The sequence below is a fragment of the Tessaracoccus zhenghani genome (assembly GCF_054552775.1).
The window spans coordinates 1177063-1199994 of the sequence record NZ_CM137275.1; the positions used below are offsets into that span (position 1 = coordinate 1177063).

Here is a 22932-nt window from a genome sequence, read left to right on the forward strand (position 1 = left end):
CCCACGGCCTCCTTCCCCGACCGTGCTTGGAGTGGCATGAACAGCACTTTCGACCCGTTGGTCGGCCAAGTGCTCGACGGCCGCTACGAAATCGTGGCGAAAGTCGCCCGCGGTGGCATGGCCACGGTGTATCGCGCGCGTGATCGACGTCTGTCGCGCGTCGTCGCGGTCAAGGTCATGCGCAGCGACCTCGGCGAGGACGACGAGTTCGCCGCCAAGTTCGACCGCGAGGCCAGGTCCGCGGCCGTCCTCTCCCACCCGAGCGTGGTGTCGATCTTCGACCAGGGCTCCTCCCAGGGCAAGCCGTACATCGTCATGGAGTTCATCGAGGGCGAGACGATGCGCCGGATGATCAGCCGCGACTCCCCCATGCCGCCGGACAGGGCGCTCGAGCTGTTCGAGCAGGTCGCGGCCGCGCTGGCCGCCGCCCACGAGGCGGGCGTGGTGCACCGCGACATCAAACCCGAGAACGTCATGATCACCCGCCGCGGCCAGGTCAAGGTCGCAGATTTCGGGCTCGCGCGTCAGGTGGGCTCCCCCCAGATGACCGCCACGGGCATCCTCGTCGGCACCGCCAGCTACCTCCCGCCGGAGCTCGTGACGCACTCGCGCCCTGACGGCCGCAGCGACGTGTACTCCGCCGGCGTGGTGCTCTTCGAGCTGCTCACCGGGAAGAAGCCGCACACCGGCGAGAACAACTACCAGATCGCCTACCGCCACGTGAACGTCGACATCGAGCGACCCTCGGAGCGGCTCGCAGAGATCGGGCACAGCGCCGACTGGGAGATCCCGGACTACCTCGACACCCTCGTCCTGGCCGCCACCCGCCGCGACCCTCGTGCCCGCATCTCTGACGGCCGGGAACTGCTCAGCGCGGTACGCCGCGCGCGGCGCGAACTCGCGCGCACGGGCGGCCATGACAACCCCACCCTCGCCGCTGCCCTGCTTCCCGAGAGTCCTGCGGAGGACGAGACCGAACACCTGCGCACACGTTCCTCCGAACGGCCGCGCCCCCTGTCCTCGGGCTCGCCCCCCACCGTCGTGCTCCGCCGCGACGAGTGGCGCCCTGCGCAGAAGAAACCACGCACCGCCCCGGTCGTCCCCGTCGCCGAACCCGTGTCGCCGCGGCCCGTGGCCGCCACCACCCAGCCACGCAGTCAGCGCACGCCCGTGTTCCCGCACCTGCACATCTCCGACGACCCGGTCCACCGGCGCCGTCGCATCGTCGCGCTCGTCCTGGTGGTGCTCCTCCTGGCGGGCGCCGCGGGCGTCGGCTCGTGGTGGTGGCTCGACGGGCGCTTCACCACCGTGCCCGCGATGAGCACGCTCAACGAGACCAAGGCGCGGGAGGCCGCAGCAGCCAACGCCCTCAAGGTCAACCGCACCGAGCAGTACTCGGAGACCGTACCGGCGGGGGTCGTGATCACCACGGACCCCACAGCGGGCGAGCGCCTCTTCCGGGGCTCCGACGTCACGTTGGTGTTGTCGAAGGGGCCGGAGCGCTACCCCATGCCCGCGGTGGTCGGGATCCCGCTGGAGGCCGCATCCCAGGCGCTGACCGCCGGGCGGCTCGCCGTCGGCACCGTCACAGAGCAGTTCTCGGAGACGGTCGCCGAGGGCATCGTGCTGACCGCCTCGCAGGAGGAGGGTGCCCAGCTGAAGCCGGACACCCCCGTCGACCTGAGCGTCTCCAAGGGCCGCGAACCCATCCGCATCCCGGACCATGTGGGCGGGAGCGCGGACAAGGCCGTGAAGGAACTGGAGAAGCTCGGCTTCACCGTGGCGATCGAGGAGGAGAACTCCGCGGACGTCGGGGCCGGCCGCGTCATCAGACAGGACCCGCGCGACGGGAGCGGCCACCGCGGCGACACCGTCACCCTGGTCAAGTCCCTCGGCCCCGTGATGGTGACGGTTCCCGACGTCTGGATGAAGAGCACCGACGAGGCCACCAAGCTGCTCGAGGACCTCGACCTGGTGGTCAAGGTGGAGCGCAGTTCGAACTTCCCGATCCCGCTGGACATCGCCAACAGCACAGACCCGGCGGCGGGTACCGAGGTCGCCGTGGGGACGAAGATCACTCTCTACGTCGCCTGATCGCGATCGCTGGCACACTGGTGGCCGGAGGTGGGGGATCGTGCCCGATTTCATGGTCGTCGTGCTCATTGTGCTGGCGGTGGCCGCCGTCGGCTTCGGCATCTGGGGGCTGCTGCGGCACCGCTATGTGCAGTCGCTGCGGGCCAAGGGCTGGGAGTTCATCACGTCTCCCCCGCTGTCCATCACCTACGGCCTGAACGTGCCGCCGTTCGGCCTGGGGTTCGACCGGCGCGTGGACGACCAACTGCTCGGCGTCGCGAAGGACTCAACGCCGTTCACGGCCTTCCGCTACTCGTGCGACGCCTGGCGCAGCGCCGGGTACGTGGTGACCATGCCCCTGCCGAAGTCGCTCCCGGCGGCTGAGGTCCTCCATGTCACCGACGACCGGCTGCCCAGGCTGGGCGAGCCCGTCGAACTCGGCGAACTGCGCGCGGCCGCGCCGTCGCGCCGCTATGCCGAGGAGTTGCTCACGGCGGTGGGCGCCCACCTCCGCGGGCCGTACCGGATCAGCATCGACCACGACAACCTGGTCCTGGTCGACGCGCCCCGCGAGGCGGACCCCCTCGAGGACGCCGTCGAGCAGTTGGCAGCCGTGCGCGCCGCGCTGCTCACCACGGCCATCACCCAGTACAGCGGGCCCCCCGCCCCTGCGGGCCTGAGTTTCCACGGCCGCCCGGGCTGGGCCTACCTCCCCCGCGACGACGCCTACCTGGGCGCCGTGAGCAGCACCGGCGGCGGCTTCGACCACCAGGCCCACGACATCATCACCTCGTCCAACGACGGGCTGCCCTTCGTCCGCCTGAAGCACACCTGGAAGACCAGGCACACCCGCAGGGACTCCGAGGGCAGGACCCACACAGAGATCCGTAACCACGACGAGATCCTCTGTGAGTTCCGCACCACATTCCCGTTCGAGGACCTGTCCGTGAACTGGGGTCTGTTCGGGCGGTCGCAGAAGTTCGAGTGGGAGGACTTCAACCGGCGCTTCACCGTGCGCACCGGCAACGCCAGGTTCGGCTCTGACGTCATGCACCAGCGCCAGATGGAGTACCTGATGCTGGCCGATGCGCCGAAGTTCGAGATCTCGGCAGGGGTCATCCGGGTGGGCGACGGCGACGACTGGCTGCCAGCAGACCTGGACCGCACGTCGCAGTTCCTCCACGGGTTCTTCGCGCGGGTGCCCAACTTCGTCTGGCAGGAACTGGGCGCATGGCCGCGCCCGATCGCGGAGCTGGAACCCCGTTAGGCGATTTCCGCGGCGATGAGCCCGCCGGCCTCGCGGCACTGCTCCCCAGTGACATCGAGGTGCGTCACGGCGCGCAGCGCCCGCGGGCCCAGGACGCTGACCAGCACACCCTTGTCCTTCAGCCGTGCGGCGACCCCCGGTGCATCCGGGGTGGAGATCAGCAGGATGTTGGTGACCACGGACTCCACGGTGACGACGCCAGGCCGGGCCGCGTCGATGGCCTCGGCCAGGACGCGGGCCGCTGTGTGGTCCTCCGCGACGCGGGCGAGGTTGTGGTCAAGCGCATAGAGCCCGGCGGCAGCGAGGACGCCGGCCTGGCGCCAGCCGGCACCCAGCCGCTTGCGCTGCACCCGGGCGCGGGCCATCTGCTCCGCGCTGCCGACGAGCACGCTGCCCACCGGAGCGCCGAGCCCCTTGGACAGGCAGATGCTGACGGTGTCGAACAGCGAGCCGTACTCGGCGAACGAGCGACCGGTCACAGCAGCGGCGTTGGCGAGCCGGGCGCCGTCGAGATGCGTGGCGATGCCGAGCGCTCGGGCGCCCTCGGAGACCTTGCCCAGTTCGTCGAAGTCCTGCACGGTCCCGCCACCGAAGTTATGGCTGTCCTCCACCTCGATGCAGGCCGTCTCCACCAGGTACGGGCCGCAGTCCACCGCCGCCATCGCCAGCGCGTCGTCGGCCACGAGGTGGCCGCGGTCCGAGGCCCAGGTGCGCATGGTCACGCCCGCATTAGCGGCATGCGCGCCCATCTCCGCCCTGGCGATGTGCGCCTGCGCGTCGCAGAGCACTTCGGTGCCGGGCGGGGTGTGCAGCCAGACGCCGAGCTGGTTGGCCAGGGACCCGGTCGCGCAGAAGAGCGCGTCCTCCTTGCCGAACATCCCGGCGACCCGCCGCTCCAGCGCCGCGACGGTGGGGTCCTCGCCGTAGACATCGTCCCCGACGGGGGCCGCGATCATCGCAGCGAGCATCCCGGCCGAGGGCCGGGTCACCGTGTCGCTGCGGAGATCGATCACAGGTCCTTGGCCTGGAACCACTGGACCGGGTTCTCCCGGTTGAGGCGGCCCGAGCGGAGGCGGCGGGCCACGAGGAACGCCAGTTCGAGCGACTGGTTGCGGTTCAGGCGCGGGTCGCAGACCGTCTCGTAGCGGTTGGCCAGGTCGTTCTCGTCGAGGTTGTAGACGCCGCCCACGCACTCGGTGACGTCGTCGCCGGTCATCTCGACGTGCAGACCGCCCGGCCAGGTGCCGAGCTGCTCGTGGACGTCGAAGAAGCCGTTGACCTCGTCGGCGACATCCGCGAACGAGCGCGTCTTGTAGCCGTTCTTCGCCTCGAAGGTGTTGCCGTGCATGGGGTCACACACCCAGGCGACCTTGCGGCCGCTGGCCTCGACGGCCTCGATGACGGCGGGCAGCACGTCGCGGACCTTCTTGGCGCCCATGCGCGTGATGAACGTCAGGCGCCCGGGGACGTGGTGGGGATCGAGCTTGTCCGCCAGCGCGAGCGCATCGGCGACGCTGGTGGAGGGACCGAGCTTCACCCCGAGCGGGTTCTGCACGCGGCTGAACAACTCCACGTGGGCGCCGTCGAGCTGGCGGGTGCGCTCCCCGATCCAGAGCATGTGGCCGGAGCAGCCGTACAGCTCCTGCGAGCGGGAGTCGACGCGGGTGAGGGCGCGCTCGTACTCGAGCAGCAGCGCCTCGTGGCTGGCGTAGAAGTCCACGGTGCTGAGCGAGTCGTCCTTCACGCCGCAGGCGACCATGAACGCGAGCGCGCGGTCGATCTCGGAGGCGAGCTCCTCGTACTCCGCCTCGACCTGCGAGTCGCGGACGAATTCGGCGTTCCAGCTGTGCACGCCACGCAGGTCGGCGAAGCCGCCCTTGACGAAGGCGCGCACCAGGTTCAGCGTGGCCGCGGAGGCGTTGTAGACGCGGAGGAGGCGCTGGGGATCGTGTTCCCGCGACTCCTGCGTGAAGTCGAAGCCGTTGATGGCGTCGCCGCGGTAGGACGGCAGCGACAGGTCACCCCGGGTCTCCACACCGTTCGAGCGGGGCTTGGCGTACTGGCCGGCGATGCGGCCGACCTTGACCACCGGCACCTGCGCGGCGTAGGTCATGACCACCGCCATCGACAGCTGCACGAGCAGCTTGCTCTTGATGGCCTGGGCGGTGACGCCGGAGAACGTCTCGGCGCAGTCGCCGCCCTGCAGGAGGAACGCCCGGCCGTCGGCGACATCGGCCATCTTGAGACGCAGGTCGTCACACTCCCCCGCGAAAACCAACGGGGGCAGCTTCTCCAGCGTGTCGATGGTCCGATCGAGGGCCGCGGGATCCGGGTACGACGGCTGCTGGACGTAGGGCAGCGCGCGTAGTTCTTCCCGGGAAATGATGCTCGACATGCGCGTTAGGTTACCCCACCTCGCGCAGCGTCCTCACCGGCCGGCGAGCCGGTGGACGGCCTCATTCGTTGGGATCGTGCAGGCCCTTGTCGATCGCGTAGAGCGTCAGTTCCACCCGGTTGTGGAGTTGCAGCTTGCGCAGCACGTTCTGCACATGGTTCTGCACGGTGCGGTGCGAGACGAACAGCTCGTCGGCGATCTCCTTGTAGGCCATGCCCTTCGCGACGCGGCGGAGCACCTCGATCTCCCGGCTGGTCAGCACCGGGCCCTCTTCGTTGTGGGAGCGGGCCACGTTCACCATCCGCCGGAACTCGCCCAGCACCAGCCCGGCCAACCCCGGGGTGAACACGGCGTCGCCGACAGCCGTGCGGCGCACCCCGTCGATGAGTTCCTCCTTGGACGCCGACTTCACGAGGTAGCCCTTCGCGCCGGCCTTCATGGCACGGAGCACGTCGTCGCGTTCACCGGAGGCCGACATCACGAGGACGTGCATGTCCGGGAACTCCTGCAGCAGGATCTCGATGCAGGTGGCGCCGTCCGGTTCAGGGATCTGCAGGTCCATCACCATGACCTCCGGACGGGCCGCGCGCGCCCTGTCCAGGCACTCCCGGCCGTTCTTGGCCACGGCCACGATCTCGAAACCCACCTCGGTGAGGTCCTCGCTCAGCGCGTCGATCCACATGGGGTGGTCGTCGACCAGCATGACCCGCTTCCGCTCCAACTTCGCAACCACTCAACTCTCCATCGCGTCGACGTCGATCGGGAACCTGAGTTCCCATTCTGCCCCAGCGCCCGGTGAGGATTTGAGGATCGCCGAGCCGCCCAGCGCCGCCATGCGGCCCACGATCGAGTCGCGGATGCCCATCCGGCCGTTGGCTGCGGCGGCCTCCACCTGCTGGGCGCTCATGCCGACGCCATTGTCGCGGACCCAGAGGATCACCTCGTCGCACATCTCCTGGTCCAGCAGGATCCAGACCCGGGCGTCCGGGCCGGCGTGTTCCTCCACGTTGTTGAGGATCTCCGCCAGCGCGGCCTCGATCTCGTCCGCCAGGGGCCTGGGGATCTCCACCAGGCTGGCCATGGTGGCGACGGTGACCTTGGCTGATTCGTACTTGTCGAGGACGGCCGCGAGGTCGACGGTGGTGGTGGGCTCGACGTTGAGCACGTCGCGGTCCTGCAGGTGCGAGCGCAGCTGCATCTCGGACTCACGCGCCAGTGCCGCGAGCCGGATGCCGCGGGGGCCCAGCGAGGGGCCCTCCCGCTCGACGAGGGCCAGCACCTGGAGGGCACCGTCGTGCACGAGCCTGGAGAGTCGCTCCCGTTCGCCGAGCGCGGCGGAGCGGACGCGCTCCTGCTCCTGCTCGACGATCGTGGCCCGGAACTGGGAGATCAACACGCCAAGGCAGGCGGTGAGCAGGATCATGACGAAGCTGCTGCCGAGGCGTTCCAGGCTGAAGTGCGACGGCACCATCAGCATCGAACTGGCGATGACGACGGAGAACAACACGCCGTAGCGGACGCTGTTGAACAGCGCTGCGTAGGCGGCGGCGCCCCCCGCCCAGTAGCCGGCCAGCGTGAGCGGCGCACCGCCCGGGGGCAGGACGAGCGCGGTGACCAGCACGATCGTCACGGTCACACCCAGGTCCGCCAGGTGGGCGGCGGGGGTGCGCTTCGAGGGCTTACGCATCCGCAGCGAGATGAAGATGTGCCAGAACACCAGCCCCAGGGTGGCCGCGATCACGCCCAGCCGGTTGTCGGCGCGGGGCAGGACGAGGAGGAAGTTCACCAGCACCACGTGGACGCCCAGCAGCCCGCGGGCCACCTCGACGACGGCGTAGACCCGGCTCAGCACGTCGTGCCGGTCGCGGTACCAGAGGGAGTGGAGGGTGAACGGGTGCGGCGCCCGGGCGGCCTGCGCCTCGTTCCACTGGCTGTCAGGCATCAGGAGCCGCAGCCTGGTCCGCCGGGGGCCCCTCCCCGCCGGGGCGGGGCCGCACGAACTCGTCGGAGCCGATGTCCCTGAGGTCGCCGTGCTTGACGCGCGTGGCGTAGACGTCGGCGTACTCCTGACCGGTGAGTTGCTGGATCGCGGCCAGGGTCTCGTCCGTCACCCAGCGCAGCAGCGCCGTGCTGGGCTTCGCGGTGGCGTGGGCGGAGAAGTCGAGGGGCTTGCCGATGATCACGACGGGGCGACGCACCCACGGCAGGCCGAAGGGACCCTTGAAGGACTTGGTGCCGGTGACGCCCACCGGGATCACAGGCACATTGTTACTGAGCGCCATGCGGGCCATGCCCGTCTTGCCCTTGTACAGGCGGCCGTCGGGCGAGCGGGTGCCCTCGGGGTAGATGCCCACCACGTTGCCCTCGGCGAGCACGGAGGTGATGCTGCCGAGCGCCTGCGCGCTGGCGCGGCCTCCGCTGCGGTCCATGGGCACCATCCCCACGTTCTTCAGGAACCAGGCCACGATCTTGCTGCCCAGCCCGCCCTCGCCGGAGAACAGTTCCGCCTTGGCGGGGAAGATGATCCGGCGCGGCATGCTGGCGGGCAGCACCAGGGAATCGAAGGCGGCGATGTGGTTGCTGGCCAGGATCGCGCCGCCCTGCCTGGGGAAGTTCTCCTTCCCGATCACCTTCGTGCCATAGCCGTACTTCACCATGGGCGTGAAGATGACGTACTTGAAGAACTGGTACCACATGGGCGGCAGTCTAATCTCTGTCATCGTAGGAAGATGACTACCTCCTACAGCGTCCGGAATGAGGCGCGCCCGTTCCGGGGTGGACACGGCGACATCGGTGTCGTCATGTGCCACGGATTCACCGGAACCGTCGGAAGCCTGCGCCCCTGGGCCGAAGGGCTGGCTGAGCCCGACGGCCACTGGCCCGGGGTCCGGGTCCTGGCCCCGCGGCTCCCTGGCCACGGGACGCATTGGCGCGACCTGGCACGCACCAGGTGGTGGGACTGGTACAACGCCGTCGAGGACGCGTACTTCGACCTGGCCTCCACCTGCAGCACGGTGTTCGTCGCCGGCCTCTCGATGGGCGGCGCGCTGGCGCTGCAGCTGGCCGCGGCCCATCCTGTGGGGGGCACCCTGCTGGTGAACCCCTCCCTCGGCACCAGGGACCGCCGCGTCGCCCCAGCGGTGAAGATCCACCGGCTGCTGCCGCCCCAGCGCGGCATCGCCTCCGACATCGCGCTGGCCGGGGTGGAGGAGCCGGCCTACTCGCGCTTCTCCGTCACCAGCCTGGCCACGATGGCCGAGCTGTGGGCAGACACCCGGGCGAAGCTGCACCGCATCCCCGGCCCCGTGCTCCTGATGGCCTCGACGGTGGACCACGTCGTCGACGGCCTCAGCCGCGAGATGATCCGCCGGGACGTGGCGGAGGTGGTGGATGTCGAACTGACGCGCAGCTACCACGTCGCCACCCTCGACCACGACGCCGGCCGGATCGTCGCCGAATCCCGCCGCTTCATCACGGGGCGCGCAGCCGCCTAGAACTCCAGGACGGTGCGGCCGGGCAGGGCCGTGCCCTCGAGTTTGGCCAGCACGTCGTTGATGTCGTCGAGGCGCGCCGGGTGCACCGTCGCCTCGATCTTCGCCTGCGCCGCGAGCGCGAGCGCCCGGTCCAGGTCGTACCGGGTGCCCACGATGGAGCCGCGCAGCGTGATGGCGCGCATCACCATGTCGTAGATGTTGATCGGGAAGTCGCCCGGAGGCAGTCCGTTGAGCACCACAGTGCCGCCCGGCCGCATCATCGCCACGGACTGGCCGAATGCCGCCGGCGAGACGGCCGTCACCAGCGCCGCGTGCGCGCCTCCGATGATCCGGCGGAGGTAGCTCACCGGGTCCGCCTCCCGCACGTTGATGGTGAGGTTCGCGCCCAGGCGGGCCGCCAGCGTCAGCTTCGCGTCGTCGATGTCGGTGGCCACCACCTGCAGGCCCATGGCACGGGCGTATTGCACGGCCAGGTGGCCCAGCCCGCCCACGCCCGAGATCACGACCCAGTCCCCGGGGTTCGATTCGGTCATCGTGAGGCCCTTGTACACGGTGAGCCCGGCGCACATGAGCGGCGCCGCCTGCTCATACGGCAGGCCGGCCGGCAACTTCACCGCGAAATCAGCCTTGGCCACTACGAAATCCGCGAACCCACCGTCCACGTCGTAGCCGGTGCGTCGCTGCTTGGCGCACAGCGTCTCCCACCCCGACATGCACTGCTCGCACCGGCCGCACGCCTCGTGCAGCCACGGCACTCCGACGCGGTCGCCCACCTGGTGCAGTTCCACGCCGGGGCCGACCGCCGCCACCTCGCCCACGGCCTCGTGGCCGGGGATGCGGGGCAACGCGGGCTTGTCGGGCCAGTCGCCGTGGATGGCGTGCAGGTCGGTGTGGCACACGCCACAGGCCCTGACGCGGACGAGGACCTCTCCCCACCGCGGTTCGGGGACGGGCACCTCGCGCAGTTCGAGGGGGGTGCGGAACCTCGTGACGACGGCGGCCCGCATGGTGTCGGTCATGGCTGCTTCCCTGCCTGGATGGCGGTGATGGCGACGGTGTTGACGATGTCGGAGACCAGCGCGCCCCGCGAGAGGTCGTTGACCGGTTTGTTGAGGCCCTGGAGGACGGGCCCGATCGCCAGGGCACCGGCGCTGCGCTGGACTGCCTTGTAGGTGTTGTTGCCCGTCTGCAGGTCCGGGAAGACCAGCACGGTCGCCCGTCCGGCGACCGGGGACTCCGGTGCCTTGGTGCGGGCCACGGCCGGTTCGACGGCCGCGTCGTACTGCAGCGGCCCGTCGACGGGGAGCCCGGGCGCGCGCTCGCGCACGAGTCGGGTCGCCTCGACGGTCTGTTCCACGTCCGGCCCCGTTCCGGAGGCGCCGGTCGAATAGGACAGCATCGCGACGCGGGGCTCGATCCCGAACTGCCGGGCGGTCTCGGCGGAGCTGAGCGCGATCTCGGCCACCTGGTCCGGCGTGGGGTTCGGGTTGACCGCGCAGTCGCCGAACACGAGCACGCGGTCCGCCAGACACATGAGGAAGACCGACGACACCACGGTGATCCCCGGCCTGGTCCTGATGATCTGCAGCGCTGGGCGGATGGTGTGCGCCGTGGTGTGCACCGCCCCTGAAACCATCCCGTCGGCGAGGGACTCGTGAACCATCATGGTGCCGAAGTAGCTGACGTCCTTCATGGCCTCGCGTGCCTGCTCCAGGGTGACGCCCTTCTGGGCGCGAAGCCGGGCATAGCTCTGCGCAAACTCCTCGCGCAACGGGCTCGTGGCGGGGTCGATGAGCTGGGCGGCACCGATGGCGAGGTCGAGTTCCTGCGCCTTCGCCCTGACGACCCCGGGGTCGCCGAGCAGGGTGAGCCGGCAGATCCCCTGATCGAGGAGGCGGTGCGCGGCACGGAGGATGCGCTCCTCCTCTCCCTCGGGCAGCACGATGTGGCGGTCGGCGGCGCGGGCCGCCTCCAACAGCCGGTGCTCGAACATCAGCGGCGTCACCACGCCCTCGCGTCCCACCACCCGGGCGCCGCGCAGAAGTTGTCCAGCGTCGGCGTCGCGGGCGAAGACATCGCGGGCCTCCCGCAGTTGGCGGGCGTTGAGCTGGGCGGGTACCCGCTCGTAGTCACCCAACGCGAGATAGACCTGCTCGATGGTGCTGCGGGTGCGCAACAACGGCGCGCCCGGCGTCAGCCGCTGCCAGAAGGTGCCGACGGCGGGGTCGAGCGGCCACGGTCCGGCAGCGATGGCCGCCGCAGCGGCGGGGAACCGCCCGGTCGCGGCCGCCAACGGCAGTCCGACGCCGATCTCCGTCCGGTCGGCGGAGAAGATCACCAGCGACTCGGGGCGCACCTGGGGCAGGAGGTTGGACAGGCTCATGTCGGCGATCAGCAGCGCGCGCCGGGTGGCCACCGCGGCGAGGTCCCCCTCCCCCGCGACCGGCTCAGCACCGATCGCCACCAGCGCACCCTCGAGACCGCTCACGGCCCCGGTCACCTCGGGCACGACGAACGCAGGCACCGGCAGTTCGCCGAGGTCCGCGGCACTCAGTTGCTGGCCCTCGCCTCTCGGCGCGAGCACACCGACCACCTGCGCGAAATTGCGGGTCGCCTCGTCCAGGGCGACGTCAATGCGTTCGCGGGTGAGTTCCGCTCCCCCGCCGGACGGCACGACGAGCACCATGGGCACGTCGATGTTGGCCGAGACGCGGGTGTTCCAGGCGAATTCGATGGGGGCCAACGAACAGTCGTATTCGCTGCCCAGCACCAGCACGGCGTCGTGGCGTTGTGCGCAATCGGCGTAGCGCGCGATGATCTGCGCCATCGCCGCCGTCGAGTTGTGCAGCACCTCGTCGGCTGTGGCGCCCCACCGGGGCTCCGGCCCGTCGCCGGCCGCGAGTTCCAGCAGCGCGCCGAGCACCCGGTCGGTGGGTTCCGCCACGATCGGCCGGAACACGCCGACGGACGCATGTCGCGTACCCAGGTCGTCGAGCAGGCCCACAGCGAACTGCAGGAGGTGCGGGCAGTGCTCGGTCGGACAAAGGTAGATCGATGCGCCGCGCACGTCGGTGCCGGGGCTCACGGCGTTACTTCTTGAGGGCCTTGTTGATGGCGCTGTCCAACCCGTCGGGCTCATAGCCGAGGGCGGCCACGACGGCCTTGCGCACCTCCGCACCCACCCCGGCGGAGCCCGATGACTGTGGCGGGGGCTGCGCCGCCGGCGAATGGGCGGACGGCGCCGCCGCCGCAGGGGCGGGCACGAGCCGCAGCCCGTGGTCGAGGGCGTACTCCTTGGCGAGCGCGGTCACGATGTCGCCGGGCGCGAGCCGGACCTCCGTGGTGCCGGAGGCGAGCAGTTGGTCGATGGATTCCTTGGTGAGTACGCGGCGAGCCATGGCGTGTTCCTTACTGTCCCGTGACGGCTTCGATGGCGGTGATGGCGGCCGCGCGGGCCGCTTCGATGTCGGCCTCCGTGCCGGAGATCCACATCCGGCCGTAGATCCCCACGGAGCTCATGTGGTTGAGGAAGATCGGTGAGGCCTTCTCGGCCTCGTTGGCGGCCAGCGTGATGTAGGCGGCGGGTTCGACCTCCAGCACCAGCATGGTGTGGCCGCCCTCGATCATCGTGCCCATGTTCATCCGGTTCAGGACCTGGGCCTGGAGGGGATGCACGTTGGTGATGATCTGCTCGGAAGCGATCTTGGGGGCGATGCGTGCCTCCAACGGCCGGCCCAACGACTCCAGGACCACCTCGCCGGCGCGGAGCACCTCGGACTGATTGTCGGAGTGCACCTCGAACATCCCGAACTGGCGCTCGACCACCTGGGCCCCCGGCTTCACGTCGACGGCCTTCAGCACGGTGTCGACCACCCGGAAGACCCAGTTGCCCGGCGCCATCTCGACGTAGAGACTGCTCATGCCCTCCACCGGCGGGGAACCGGCCGCGATCTTCCCCGTGAACGCGGCGAACTGGGGCTGGATGCGGTCGAGATGGCAGTAGGCCCGCAGCTGGAAATCGGACTGATCGGCCATGTCAATGGCCTCCCTTCTGGGCGATGGGCTCGGCGAAGCTCGCGACCCCGAGCGGGGTGACGAGCATGGGTTCGGGGGCCACGACGGTGCGGATACCGGTGATGTCGGCCATGATGTCTGCGATGCCGAGGAAGGCGGCGGTGCCTCCCACTAGGTGGATGACGTCGACGTCGTGGCCCACCACGGCTGCGCGGACGATGGTGGAGATCTTCTCGAGGGTGGGATGGACCAGGGGCAACAACGCCTCCTGCTCGCGCTTCCTGACCTTGCGTTTCTCCGCTTCGGCCAAGGGGATCTTCAGCGCGCCGGCGATGACCAGCGACAGGTGGGTGCCACCGGTCGGCTCATCAATGTTGGCGATGACCTCGCCGCCGCGCAGGATGGCGACCCCCGTGGTGCCGCCCCCGATGTCGACGACCGCGCCGTCGGTGATCCCGAGGACCGCGTTGGCGGCCGTGGTCTCGTCGACGACGGCGGTGCACTCGATCCCTGCGCCCTCCAGGACGTAGCGGTGCGCGCGGTGGTCAGCTGTGCCGACCGCCGGCGGGATGGTCACGGCACCCTGGGTGAGCGTGCGCCCGGTGGCGGCCTCGACCTCGTTGCGGAGTTCACGGATCACGGCCTGGGCGCCGGCGAAGTCCCACACCACACCGTCGCGCACCACGTCGGCGAACCTGGTGGCGGCGGCGAGCGGCGCGCCGTCGCGGTCGGTGACCATGACGACGCTGAACGCGGTGCCGAGATCGACCCCCACCCTGATCGGGGTGTGGGGCGCGATCCGTTGGGGCTGCCGCAGCGCCGCCTTGGCCGCCTTCATGGTGCGCCTGACCGGCGCCGGGGAACCCGGCGTGGGGTCCGACGCAGCCGCGGACACGTGCATGTTCAGAGCCCTTCCTCCCAGTTGGCCGGGAAGGTGACGTAGATGAACTTGGCCCACGACGGCGTGCCGAACGTGATCGACGACCCCTTGGGCACGTAGAGGATGTCGCCGGGGCGGCCGATCTGGCCGCCACCGTCGCCACCCAGGTGGAGCTCACCTTCGAGGACGATCTGAATCTCGTCGTAGGTGAGGGTCCAGGGGAACGACCCCTTGGTGAGGGTGAGATAGCCCGCCGCCATGGGCGCACCGTCGTCGACCGTGACCACGTCGCCTGCGGTGACGGCCATCGACGGGGGCGGCCCCGGGTAGGGGAACGGTTCGAGCCGCGCGTCGGCCTGGCGGGCCAGTTTGACGCGTGGCCGGGCGGTGGAGGCGGCGAGCGCGCCCCCACCCGACCCCAGCATGGAGGTGACGATCGTGCGGATCTGCGTCATGAGAGCGTCATCGGCCCGCGGCGCTTCCTCCGCGGCACCTCCCCGCACAATGCTGACGCCCCGGTCCTTCGCCACGTCCCGCGCGAGCGGGGTGACGATGGCATCGGCGGGCACCACGAGGCGGTCACCCGAGGCCGCGTGGACCTCGGCTGCTGTGATGACGCTCCTACCCATGACGGCTCACTCCTTCCGGTTCACGATCGTCTTCGGTGGTCAGTCGCGGTGCGGGAGGATGAGTTCCACGTCGCCGTGCGGGCGCGGGATCACGTGGACCGACACGAGCTCGCCGACGCGGCCCGCAGCCGCTGCACCGGCGTCGGTGGCGGCCTTGACCGCGCCGACGTCGCCGCGCACGAACACGGTGACCAGGCCGGCACCGATCTGTTCCTTGCCGATGAGCCGGACGTTGGCGGCCTTGACCATCGCGTCAGCGGCCTCGATGGCGCCGACGAGGCCCTTGGTCTCGACCATGCCGAGAGCGATCATCTGGACATCTGCCATGGGAGTTCTCCTTTGAGTGGGTGTTTCCGGGGTGTGGGGTGTGGTTTCGGATTGTTGTTCCGGTTGTAGTGACGGCGTCGACGGTGGTGGGGCCTCTTCAGTGGCCTGCACCTCGGTCTCTGCCGTGGCTTCGGGCTTCATCCCGTTGCCGGGTCTGCGCCTCGGCGGCACATTGGTTGGTTGATCGGTCATTGGCTACCTCCTCGCGGACCTCATTTCTGCATTTCTGTGAGTATCTGGCGCACCAGCTTCTCGATCAGCGCCGCGTCCGCGTCCTGACTGGACGCCTCTGCGGCCTGCCCGGTCTCGTCGGTGTCGCCGACGGCCGGCGTCATGCCGTCGAGCCGTCCTCCGTGCGCGCGGGCAACATCGGGCGCCGGGCGCAGGTGGTAGGCGAGCCGCTTGACGTTGAGCACGTGCTCGACGGTGATGTTGTCGCTGACGACCGCCCCACCGATGCCACCGGGCGCGAGCGTCATGGACGGCCGCACCCCCGTGGTCGCACCGACGCCACCCAGGCTGCCCCAGGTGTTGACGAGGACGCGGAAGGCGGGCTTCTCGATACCGAACTGGAGGATGGACTCCTCGTCGCGCGAGTGGATGACCATCGAGTGGCCGTCGCCGCCGAACCTGAGCACCTGGATGGCCCGGTCGCAGCCGGCTTTCCACCCGTCCTCCACCATCCACCCGAGCACGGTGGTGAGCTTCTCGCGCGACAGCGGGTACTTCGGCCCCACGCCGTCGAGGGGCGCCACGAGGATGCGGGTGCTCGCGGGGACCTGGATCCCGGCCATCCGGCCGAGCTCCTGGGGCGTGCGCCCCACGTATTCCGCGTACATCATCCCGTTGGGACGGAACATCGCTCCTGCGAGCTTGTCCGACTCCTCCGCGGAGAGCCACTGGGCGCCCCGCTGCTGCATCTCTGTCTTGAGTCGCTCTGCGATCGGCCGGTCGGCGATGACCACCTGTTCGGTGGCGCAGATCGTGGAGCAGTCGAACGACTTCGACTCCACGATCATCTGGGCGGCCTTCACGATGTGCGCCGTGCGGTCGACGTAGGCCGGCACGTTGCCGGGCCCGACTCCGAGGGCGGGCTTTCCGCAACTGTGCGCCGCCTTGACCATGCCTGGGCCTCCGGTGGCCAGGATCATGGAGGTGGCGTAGTGGTTCATCAGCTCGTTGGTGCCGTCGAGGCTGAGTTCGGTCATGCAACTGACCAGGCCCTTGGGCATCCCCGCAGCCTCGCCCGCCTCGGCCATGACGCGCACCGCCTCGGCGGTGCAGTTCCTGGCCGACGGGTGCGGCGCCACGACCACCGCGTTGCGCGCCTTGACGCCGATCAGCACCTTGAAGATGGCGGTGGAGGTGGGGTTGGTCGAGGGGGTCAGTGCGCACAGCACGCCCACCGGCCAGCCGATCTCCACGATGCCCCGGCTCTCGTCGCGACGGAGCACGCCACAGGTGGGGATGTCCTTGATGGAATCCCACACCCCCTGCGCGGCGAACTCGTTCTTGACCTGTTTGTGCGCCGGGTATCCGAAGCCGGTCTCGTCATGGGCCATCTGGCCCAGCCGGCCGGCTTCCCGCATCGCTGCCGCGACCATGGCCGCACAGATCTTGTCCACCTGCGCCTGGGAGGCGAACTGGAAGGACCGCATCGCCTCCCTCGCCGCCACGGCCAGGTCCCTGGCCTGCTGGATGGACCTCAGATCCGAGTCCATGTTGTTCGGGCTCATGACTCAGTGCTCCTAGAGGCGCTTCGGGTTGGCCGCGACTTCGAGCACGCCGTCCTGGAAGGCGGCACAGGCCGCCCGGCAGGCACTCTGTGAGCCGGTGAGCAGACCGCCGGCGAAGTTGGTCTCGCTCGGCGGTGCGAAGTACTCCTGCACCGAGACGTCCGCTGCTTTGACCGCGAGATCCAGCGCGTACGTGGCTTCCAGCGGCGGTGCGATCAGATACGCCAGGGGCTCGCCCTGGCGGATGCCCGCGCCCTCCGAGAGGTAGCTGCCGGTGCTGGAGATCAGGTGCGCGAAGAAGTTGAGCTCACCAGCCTCGTCCGCGGTGTAGAACCACGCCTCCTCCTCGGCGTACGAGATGGCGGCGTCCACACCGGCGCGCACTTCGGCCGGGGTGGGTCCGGCCAGCATGCCGATGATCTCACCGGACAGCGGGCCTGAGGGGTAGCCCGAGCCTGCATAGAAGCTCTTGGCGTAGACGACGTCGACCTCCGCGTACTTCGTGGCGTCGTCGAGCGCCACGTAGAGCGAGTCGTCGATGTCGCAGGTGATGAGCCCGAGCGAGCGTTGGTTGTCCGCCAGCCCCAACTTCTCCGCGAAGCCACGATCGACGTTCGCGATGATGCGCACGGCCAGGATGGTCGGCTTGACCGGTTCCAGGATTGCCATGTCAGTTACCTTCCGTCAGTCTTTCGCGACCTCGCGGAGCTTGACTCCGCTGGCGCTGTACTTGAGCATCCGCTTGATGAATTCGACGATGTAGGCGCCGGCCTCGAGCGGGTTGGTGCCACCGTGGGTGGTGATCATGCAGATCAGGTCACGGTCGGCGTCGGATTTGCCGGGCTGCGGGTCGAAGCCCATGTAGGCGCTCATGGCGTCGGCGATGCCGAGGCCCGGGCGTTCGCCGATGAGCAGGACGACGACCTTGGCCCTGATGATGGTGTTGATGTCGTTCATGAGACCCACCCGGCCGTTCTCGATGAAGAACGGGGTGCCGACGGAGACCCCACCGGATTTGAGCCCCTGCTCGATCACCGGGTAGATGTCGCGCAGGTTGTTTTCGATGGCGGCGGCCGAGAGGCCGTCGACAACACACAGCTGCACGTCGGGTCCCTTGACGCACTTCTCCTCGATGAGCTTCTTGGCGTCGTCGTTGAGCAGACGTCCGAGGTCCGGCCGGAGCAGGTACTCGGCCCGGTCCTCGACCCTGGTGGTCACGGTGAACAGGTTGAACTGGTCCCTGATCTCCTGGGACACGACGCCGTAGATGGCGTCCTGGGTCACTCCGTGATCGGCCTGGAACAGCAACGCGGTTGCTGTCTTCGGGCGCGGCCCGGCCCTACCTACACCCAGCCGTGCACTGGTGGTGGCCATCAGGTTGCGCAACCCGTCCGCGTCGGCGGGATTGTCCACCAGCATCGCGTGGCGCGCTTCATCCAGCGTGGGGTCTGCCAGGTCAATGACCAGGTCCCCACCGTCACGCTTGATGACGGACTCCGCCCGCTGTTTCACGTTGTCCTTGGGCTCGAAGCCCTCGGCCTTCAGTTCCGCCAGTACCCTGGCGACGATCTCCTCAATTTTCTGGTTCATCTGTTCACCTCTTCAGGAAGAAGGACGCATCGCCGGCGATTTCGGTGAGCTGGCCGTCCTTCCACAGGCCCACCTCTTCCATCCACGCCTCGAACTCGGGCAACGGACGCAGCCCCAGCGCCTGCCTGATGGCCGGGGCGTCGTGGTAGCTGGTGGTCTGGTAGCTCAGCATCGCGTCGTCGCCCATGGGGATGCCCATGATGAAGTTGGCGCCGGCCGAGGCCAGGAGCACGGCCAGGTTGTCGTTGCTGTTCTGGTCGGACTTCGCGTGGTTGGTGTAACACACGTCGCAGCCCATCGAGATGCCGCTGAGCTTGCCCATGAAATGGTCCTCGAGGCCGGCGCGGATGATCTGCACCGAGTCGTAGAGGTACTCGGGGCCGATGAATCCGACGACAGTGTTGACCTGGTAGGGCTTCCACCGACGCGCGATGGCGTAGTTGCGGGCCTCCAGCACGAGCTGGTCCGCACCGTGGTGAGCGTCGGCAGAGAGCGCTGAACCCTGCCCGGTCTCGAAATACATGTGGTTCGGGCCGGCAGTGACGCAGTACTTCTGCGCCAGCGCATAGGCCTCGTCGAGGAGGTCCACGGAGATACCGAAGCTCTCCATCGCCTTCTGCGAGCCTGCGATCGACTGGAAGACCAGACCGACCGGCGCGCCGCGCTTCATGGCATCCATCTGCGTCGAGACGTGCGCGAGCACGCAGTTCTGCGTGGGCACTTCCCACCGGGTGATGACTTCGTGGGTCATCTCCAACAGTCGGCTCACCGAGCCGACGGAGTCGTCGGCCGGGTTGATGCCGATGACCGAGTCGCCCGAGCCGAACGAAAGGCCCTCGTAGATGGAGGCGCGGATACCGTCGACCGAATCCGTCGGGTGGTTGGGCTGGAGCCGTGAGGCGAACGTGCCTGGCAGCCCCATGGTGTTGGCGCAGTGCGTCACCACCCGGATCTTCTTGGCAGCGACGATGAGGTCGAGGTTGCCCATCAGCTTGGTGACGGCCGCCACCATCTCGCCGGTGAGCGAGTGGCTGATGCGCGCGATGTCGTCGCCGGTGGTCTTGTTGGACAGGATCCACTCGCGGAAGTCGCCGACGCTCCACCCCTTGATCTCGTTGTAGATCGTCTCGTTGATGCCGTCGTCGATGGCGCGGGTGACTTCGTCCTCGTCGTACGGCACGACGGGGTTCTCACGTAGCGCGCTCAGTGGCACCTCTGCCAGCACGTGTCGTGCCGCGACACGCTGGGCAGCAGATTCGGCAGCAATACCGGCCTGCTGATCGCCCGACTTCTCCTCGTTGGCCTTGGCCAACAGATCCTTGATGTCGGCGAACTCGTAGGTGTGGCCGAACAACTTTGTCCGCAACAGCATCGAAGTCACCTCCTGGCTTTCTTTTCCACGGTCAGCTCCCTGTCTTTCCGGCTGATGTCTGATGGTTGTGTTTTTCTGTTTCTGCCGCTTGATAGAAGACGAGAGTCTTCACTGACACCGGGACGACTCTTCCGTCGAAGAGCGGCTCCCCGATATCGATGAAATCGCCTTCCCCGAGGTGAATCTGGTCGACGACGATGAGCGGCACTTCGGGCAGGTCCTGCTTGATTGTCTGGCCCAGCACCTGGGCATAGTCGGCCTCGGTGACCAGCACCAGCGGACGGCCCGGGGAAGGTGTCGCACGGCGAAGCTGCAGATGCCCCTGGCCAGCGCTGTGACCTGCGGATACGTGAGTCGTTGCGGCAGGTCGAGGGAGATGGCGAAGTCTCCCTCTGCGCCATCGCCCCGGTCCCAGCGCTCCACGGCTACCCCGAGCGCCTCGGCGATGGCGGGGCCGTCGTCGAGCCCGGGCACCGAGTCCTGCAACCTCGGCTCGATGACCGGCGCGTTGCGCAACGGCAGGTGCGAGTCCTCCGCCCAGATGGTGGACCCGGACAGGGTGACCTGCTGGCTGGCCGCCCCCAGGACGGTGGCCCGCAGCGTCTGTTCGGGCTGCTCGACCCGCAGCGCGGACCAGCGTGCGTTCCTCCGCAACGAGTCCGCGAGCAGCGGCCCGACGTCCCCCCAACGGATGACTTCGGACAACGTGCGCGCGGGCGCCTTGTCGTAGTAGAGAGCACCGACCCCGCCGGAGACGAAGTAGGCGCCGACGGTGCCGTCGACGGCGAGGGGCGGGCTCAGGGCCGCCTTGGCGGCCAGCGGCGAGGTCTCCCCCAGGCAGAGTTCGACGATGATCTCCGCCATGGCATCGGTGAGCCTGCGCAGTTCTTCGAGCCGCGGCACCGACCCTTCGCGGAGGTCCAGCCCGAGTTCCCGAGTCAGCATCCGGCCGATCGGGGCCAGGTGGGTGAGCACGCCCGAGGACGCGTCGAGCACCGCCTGGCGCCCGCCCACCATGGACGCCGCCGAAGCCAGGTGCCCACCTGAACGGAACAGGGCGGCGTTCGAGGAGCCGCCACCGATGTCGACGTTGATCACGGTGGCATAGTTGGCCGCCGACCACTGCGCGGCGCCGGAGCCCCGGCCCGCGATCTGCGACTCGAGGTTAGGGCCAGCCACGGTCACCACGAACTCGCCGGCCAGGTCGCCCAACCCGCGCAGGATCTCCTCCGCGTTGCGGGCGCGGGCCGTCTCGCCCGTGATGATGACGGCACCGGTCTCGACCTGGCTCGGTTCGACCCCGGCGCGTCGGTACTCGGCACGGATGAGTTCGACGAGCCGCTCGACGTCGACCTCGTCGGCGGTGTGCAACGGGGTCAGGTGCGGTTCGCTCTGGTAGAGCACCCGGCGGGCGTCGATGTCCAGCCGGGGCACCAGGCCCGCGCGGGCCTGGTTACTCACCGTCAGCTCGGAGAGGACCAGTTGGCTCGTCGTGGTCCCGACGTCGATCCCGACGGAGAGCATGTCCCGGCTGTCCATCACACCTCCTTCCTCGTGCGTAGTCGTGATGTCTGTCAGCTCTTGCGGAACGTGGTGTCGCCGCCGACCTCGAGCGAGTCGAGGATGGCGAGGATCACGGCGTCCACCGGGGCCTCCGCTGTCAGCGGGGTATGGCGCGCCGCGCTCCCCTCGCTGATCAGGACGAGTTCGCCCTGGCCGGCACCGACCGCGTCGACCGCGACGAACACTTCGTCGCCGATCAGCTCATCAGCGGTGGAGGCCGACTGCACCACGAGCAGTTTGGTGCCGCGCAACGTCTCCGCCTTGATGGTGGACACGGCCGATCCGATGACCCTGGCGATCCGCATGTCAGGCCTCCGCCGGGTCCCTCGGGTCGTCCCGCAGCGGTGGGCGGGCATCCGGCTCGTGCTGCGGCTCGAGGTCGATGACCGGTTCGTGCACGCGCTTGCCGGTGGGCTCGTGGGGAGCCGCTGCGGGAAGCGACCTGCGGAACAGGAAGTACGCGAGCGCGACGGCGAGGATGCCTGCCGTGAGCTTGCCGGCCATCATCGGCGCGATCATGCTGCGCTCGACGCCGGCTGTGAAGCCGAGGTGATCACCCAGGACGAAGGCTGCCGAGACGGCGAACGCGCTGTTGAGCACCTTGCCGCGGGGGTCCATGTCCTTCATGAGCTGGAACATCGGGATGTTGTTGGCGAGGGTGGCCACCATGCCGCCAGCAGCAGCCTCGTTCATGCCGAGGAGGCCACCGACCTTGGACAGCGGCTTCGCCGCGTACTTGACGATGAGCGCGACGGCAGGGAACGCGCCGAGGAGCATCATGCCGATCTGGGCGACGGTCGCCAGGCCGTCGGTGGGCGGTGCGAGTTCCCATCCCGCCGGCATGATCTGCACGCCGGTCATGTACTCGAAGACACCGATGATGAGGCCGATGGTGATGACAAACACCAGGCCCTTGCCGAAGGCCTCGAAGCCCCGGGTCATGCCGTCGGGGATCAGCCACAGGCCGACCGCGATGAGGATGGCCGCAACCAGCACGGGGATGAGGTTCACCAGCACGAACCCGACGGGAAAACCTGCGGCCACGCCACCGACGAAGACGCCGATGGGGATGGTCACGATGCCGGCGAGGATGCCTTTGGCGAGGTAGCCGCGGTCCTCCTTGCTGATGATGCTCAGCGCGACCGGGATCGTGAAGACGATGGTCGGGCCCATCATGGAGCCCAGGATCAGGCCGGACAACTGTGCGGCCATGAGGTTGTCGGTCATCTGTTCAGCAAGCGGCCAACCGCCCATGTCGTTGGCGAGCAACGTGCCCGCGAACATGGCGGGATCAGCACCGACCACGCCGTACAACGGGCTGATGATGGGGCTGAGCAGCTTTTCCAGAACAGGGGCGAGCGAGGTCACGCCGACCATTGCCAGGGCCAGGGGGCCGAGGGCGTTGAAGCCTTCCTCAAAGTGCTCGCCGAGGCCGAACTTGTTGCCGATTGCTCGGTCGAGACCGCCGAGCACCATGCAGATCATCAGGATCCACACAATGATTTCGTTGATGTCCATTGTTCCCCTCACCATTGAGGCCGCCCCTCGACGTTGAGGGATGCGGTTCCTTTGGACTCTAGCGAGGGTGGAAC

Annotated in this window: 21 protein-coding genes and 1 pseudogene; 3 read left to right on the forward strand and 19 right to left on the reverse strand. The window is 68.8% G+C overall.

Annotated features, from left to right (window positions below; genetic code table 11):
- The first annotated feature begins 36 nt into the window (after positions 1-36).
- Together pknB and ACX1DX_RS05695 are read left to right on the forward strand one after the other, a co-directional pair.
- Positions 37-2094, forward strand: coding sequence for a Stk1 family PASTA domain-containing Ser/Thr kinase (pknB, locus tag ACX1DX_RS05690; protein ID WP_459397916.1), 2058 nt, complete (start codon positions 37-39; stop codon positions 2092-2094).
- Between the two features lie 40 nt (positions 2095-2134).
- Positions 2135-3340 carry a hypothetical protein gene (locus tag ACX1DX_RS05695; RefSeq protein WP_459397917.1) on the forward strand — a complete coding sequence of 402 codons (1206 nt, stop codon included), beginning with the start codon at positions 2135-2137 and terminating at the stop codon, positions 3338-3340.
- On the opposite strand, the gene ACX1DX_RS05700 is transcribed toward ACX1DX_RS05695, so the two are convergent.
- The 5 genes from ACX1DX_RS05700 to ACX1DX_RS05720 all read right to left on the reverse strand — a co-directional run bounded on the left by ACX1DX_RS05700 (position 3337) and on the right by ACX1DX_RS05720 (position 8431).
- Complete coding sequence (locus tag ACX1DX_RS05700) at positions 3337-4353, reverse strand: threonine aldolase family protein (protein ID WP_459397918.1); 1017 nt, start codon at positions 4351-4353, stop codon at positions 3337-3339. The genes ACX1DX_RS05695 and ACX1DX_RS05700 overlap by 4 nt on opposite strands.
- A complete protein-coding gene (locus ACX1DX_RS05705; protein ID WP_459397919.1) occupies positions 4350-5735 on the reverse strand; it encodes a class II 3-deoxy-7-phosphoheptulonate synthase in 1386 nt (461 codons plus the stop codon). Before ACX1DX_RS05705 ends, ACX1DX_RS05700 begins: the two co-directional genes overlap by 4 nt.
- Before the next feature lie 61 nt (positions 5736-5796).
- On the reverse strand, positions 5797-6438 hold the full coding sequence (locus ACX1DX_RS05710; protein WP_076059384.1) for a response regulator: 642 nt from the start codon (positions 6436-6438) through the stop codon (positions 5797-5799).
- 30 nt (positions 6439-6468) lie between these two features.
- Positions 6469-7677, reverse strand: coding sequence for a sensor histidine kinase (locus ACX1DX_RS05715; RefSeq protein WP_459397920.1), 1209 nt, complete (start codon positions 7675-7677; stop codon positions 6469-6471).
- On the reverse strand, positions 7670-8431 hold the full coding sequence (locus ACX1DX_RS05720) for a lysophospholipid acyltransferase family protein (protein ID WP_459397921.1): 762 nt from the start codon (positions 8429-8431) through the stop codon (positions 7670-7672). Before ACX1DX_RS05720 ends, ACX1DX_RS05715 begins: the two co-directional genes overlap by 8 nt.
- Positions 8432-8464: 33 nt before the next feature.
- Between ACX1DX_RS05720 and ACX1DX_RS05725 the strand changes: the two genes are divergently transcribed.
- Complete coding sequence (locus tag ACX1DX_RS05725) at positions 8465-9229, forward strand: alpha/beta hydrolase (protein WP_459397922.1); 765 nt, start codon at positions 8465-8467, stop codon at positions 9227-9229.
- Here ACX1DX_RS05725 and ACX1DX_RS05730 read toward each other — a convergent pair.
- The 14 genes and pseudogenes from ACX1DX_RS05730 to ACX1DX_RS05795 all read right to left on the reverse strand — a co-directional run bounded on the left by ACX1DX_RS05730 (position 9226) and on the right by ACX1DX_RS05795 (position 22858).
- Positions 9226-10248 (reverse strand): zinc-dependent alcohol dehydrogenase, encoded by a 1023-nt coding sequence (locus ACX1DX_RS05730; protein ID WP_459397923.1) that lies wholly within the window; start codon positions 10246-10248, stop codon positions 9226-9228. The genes ACX1DX_RS05725 and ACX1DX_RS05730 overlap by 4 nt on opposite strands.
- The gene (gene pta, locus ACX1DX_RS05735) at positions 10245-12314 is read right to left on the reverse strand and encodes a phosphate acetyltransferase (RefSeq protein WP_459397924.1); all 2070 of its coding nucleotides are present in this window, start codon (positions 12312-12314) and stop codon (positions 10245-10247) included. Before pta ends, ACX1DX_RS05730 begins: the two co-directional genes overlap by 4 nt.
- 4 nt (positions 12315-12318) lie before the next feature.
- Positions 12319-12627, reverse strand: a complete 309-nt coding sequence (locus tag ACX1DX_RS05740) for a hypothetical protein (protein ID WP_076058234.1) — start codon at positions 12625-12627, stop codon at positions 12319-12321.
- Positions 12628-12637: 10 nt separating this feature from the next.
- Positions 12638-13264 carry a hypothetical protein gene (locus ACX1DX_RS05745; protein WP_182765462.1) on the reverse strand — a complete coding sequence of 209 codons (627 nt, stop codon included), beginning with the start codon at positions 13262-13264 and terminating at the stop codon, positions 12638-12640.
- 1 nt (position 13265) lies between these two features.
- Entirely contained in the window at positions 13266-14144 is an 879-nt protein-coding gene (eutJ, locus tag ACX1DX_RS05750; protein WP_459397925.1) for an ethanolamine utilization protein EutJ, read from the reverse strand.
- A gap of 2 nt (positions 14145-14146) precedes the next feature.
- A complete protein-coding gene (locus ACX1DX_RS05755; protein ID WP_459397926.1) occupies positions 14147-14752 on the reverse strand; it encodes a cupin domain-containing protein in 606 nt (201 codons plus the stop codon).
- A gap of 39 nt (positions 14753-14791) precedes the next feature.
- Positions 14792-15079, reverse strand: coding sequence for an ethanolamine utilization microcompartment protein EutM (gene eutM, locus ACX1DX_RS05760; RefSeq protein WP_076058227.1), 288 nt, complete (start codon positions 15077-15079; stop codon positions 14792-14794).
- A 212-nt stretch (positions 15080-15291) separates the two neighbouring features.
- Positions 15292-16815: an aldehyde dehydrogenase family protein gene (locus tag ACX1DX_RS05765; RefSeq protein ID WP_459397927.1), complete on the reverse strand. Its 1524-nt coding sequence runs from the start codon at positions 16813-16815 to the stop codon at positions 15292-15294.
- Between the two features lie 12 nt (positions 16816-16827).
- On the reverse strand, positions 16828-17484 hold the full coding sequence (gene eutL, locus ACX1DX_RS05770) for an ethanolamine utilization microcompartment protein EutL (RefSeq protein WP_182765460.1): 657 nt from the start codon (positions 17482-17484) through the stop codon (positions 16828-16830).
- 15 nt (positions 17485-17499) lie between these two features.
- Positions 17500-18405, reverse strand: coding sequence for an ethanolamine ammonia-lyase subunit EutC (gene eutC, locus ACX1DX_RS05775; RefSeq protein WP_459397928.1), 906 nt, complete (start codon positions 18403-18405; stop codon positions 17500-17502).
- Positions 18406-18409: 4 nt separating this feature from the next.
- Positions 18410-19777, reverse strand: a complete 1368-nt coding sequence (locus ACX1DX_RS05780; protein ID WP_459397929.1) for an ethanolamine ammonia-lyase subunit EutB — start codon at positions 19775-19777, stop codon at positions 18410-18412.
- 31 nt (positions 19778-19808) lie between these two features.
- Positions 19809-21316, reverse strand: a pseudogene (locus tag ACX1DX_RS05785) (ethanolamine ammonia-lyase reactivating factor EutA).
- A 35-nt stretch (positions 21317-21351) separates the two neighbouring features.
- A complete protein-coding gene (locus ACX1DX_RS05790) occupies positions 21352-21645 on the reverse strand; it encodes a EutN/CcmL family microcompartment protein (RefSeq protein ID WP_459397930.1) in 294 nt (97 codons plus the stop codon).
- A 1-nt stretch (position 21646) separates the two neighbouring features.
- Positions 21647-22858, reverse strand: a complete 1212-nt coding sequence (locus ACX1DX_RS05795) for an ethanolamine utilization protein EutH (protein ID WP_459397931.1) — start codon at positions 22856-22858, stop codon at positions 21647-21649.
- Positions 22859-22932: the final 74 nt, after the last annotated feature.

What these genes read in the sequence shown, in the direction of transcription:
- pknB (WP_459397916.1), top strand. Translation starts at nt 37, where the DNA reads ATGAACAGCACTTTCGACCCGTTGGTCGGCCAAGTGCTCGACGGCCGC.
- ACX1DX_RS05705 (WP_459397919.1), bottom strand. Translation starts at nt 5,735, where the DNA reads ATGTCGAGCATCATTTCCCGGGAAGAACTACGCGCGCTGCCCTACGTC.
- ACX1DX_RS05710 (WP_076059384.1), bottom strand. Translation starts at nt 6,438, where the DNA reads ATGCTGGTCGACGACCACCCCATGTGGATCGACGCGCTGAGCGAGGAC.
- ACX1DX_RS05715 (WP_459397920.1), bottom strand. Translation starts at nt 7,677, where the DNA reads ATGCCTGACAGCCAGTGGAACGAGGCGCAGGCCGCCCGGGCGCCGCAC.
- ACX1DX_RS05720 (WP_459397921.1), bottom strand. Translation starts at nt 8,431, where the DNA reads ATGTGGTACCAGTTCTTCAAGTACGTCATCTTCACGCCCATGGTGAAG.
- ACX1DX_RS05725 (WP_459397922.1), top strand. Translation starts at nt 8,465, where the DNA reads ATGACTACCTCCTACAGCGTCCGGAATGAGGCGCGCCCGTTCCGGGGT.
- ACX1DX_RS05730 (WP_459397923.1), bottom strand. Translation starts at nt 10,248, where the DNA reads ATGACCGACACCATGCGGGCCGCCGTCGTCACGAGGTTCCGCACCCCC.
- ACX1DX_RS05740 (WP_076058234.1), bottom strand. Translation starts at nt 12,627, where the DNA reads ATGGCTCGCCGCGTACTCACCAAGGAATCCATCGACCAACTGCTCGCC.
- ACX1DX_RS05745 (WP_182765462.1), bottom strand. Translation starts at nt 13,264, where the DNA reads ATGGCCGATCAGTCCGATTTCCAGCTGCGGGCCTACTGCCATCTCGAC.
- eutJ (WP_459397925.1), bottom strand. Translation starts at nt 14,144, where the DNA reads ATGCACGTGTCCGCGGCTGCGTCGGACCCCACGCCGGGTTCCCCGGCG.
- ACX1DX_RS05755 (WP_459397926.1), bottom strand. Translation starts at nt 14,752, where the DNA reads ATGGGTAGGAGCGTCATCACAGCAGCCGAGGTCCACGCGGCCTCGGGT.
- eutM (WP_076058227.1), bottom strand. Translation starts at nt 15,079, where the DNA reads ATGGCAGATGTCCAGATGATCGCTCTCGGCATGGTCGAGACCAAGGGC.
- ACX1DX_RS05765 (WP_459397927.1), bottom strand. Translation starts at nt 16,815, where the DNA reads ATGAGCCCGAACAACATGGACTCGGATCTGAGGTCCATCCAGCAGGCC.
- eutL (WP_182765460.1), bottom strand. Translation starts at nt 17,484, where the DNA reads ATGGCAATCCTGGAACCGGTCAAGCCGACCATCCTGGCCGTGCGCATC.
- eutC (WP_459397928.1), bottom strand. Translation starts at nt 18,405, where the DNA reads ATGAACCAGAAAATTGAGGAGATCGTCGCCAGGGTACTGGCGGAACTG.
- ACX1DX_RS05780 (WP_459397929.1), bottom strand. Translation starts at nt 19,777, where the DNA reads ATGCTGTTGCGGACAAAGTTGTTCGGCCACACCTACGAGTTCGCCGAC.
- ACX1DX_RS05790 (WP_459397930.1), bottom strand. Translation starts at nt 21,645, where the DNA reads ATGCGGATCGCCAGGGTCATCGGATCGGCCGTGTCCACCATCAAGGCG.
- ACX1DX_RS05795 (WP_459397931.1), bottom strand. Translation starts at nt 22,858, where the DNA reads ATGGACATCAACGAAATCATTGTGTGGATCCTGATGATCTGCATGGTG.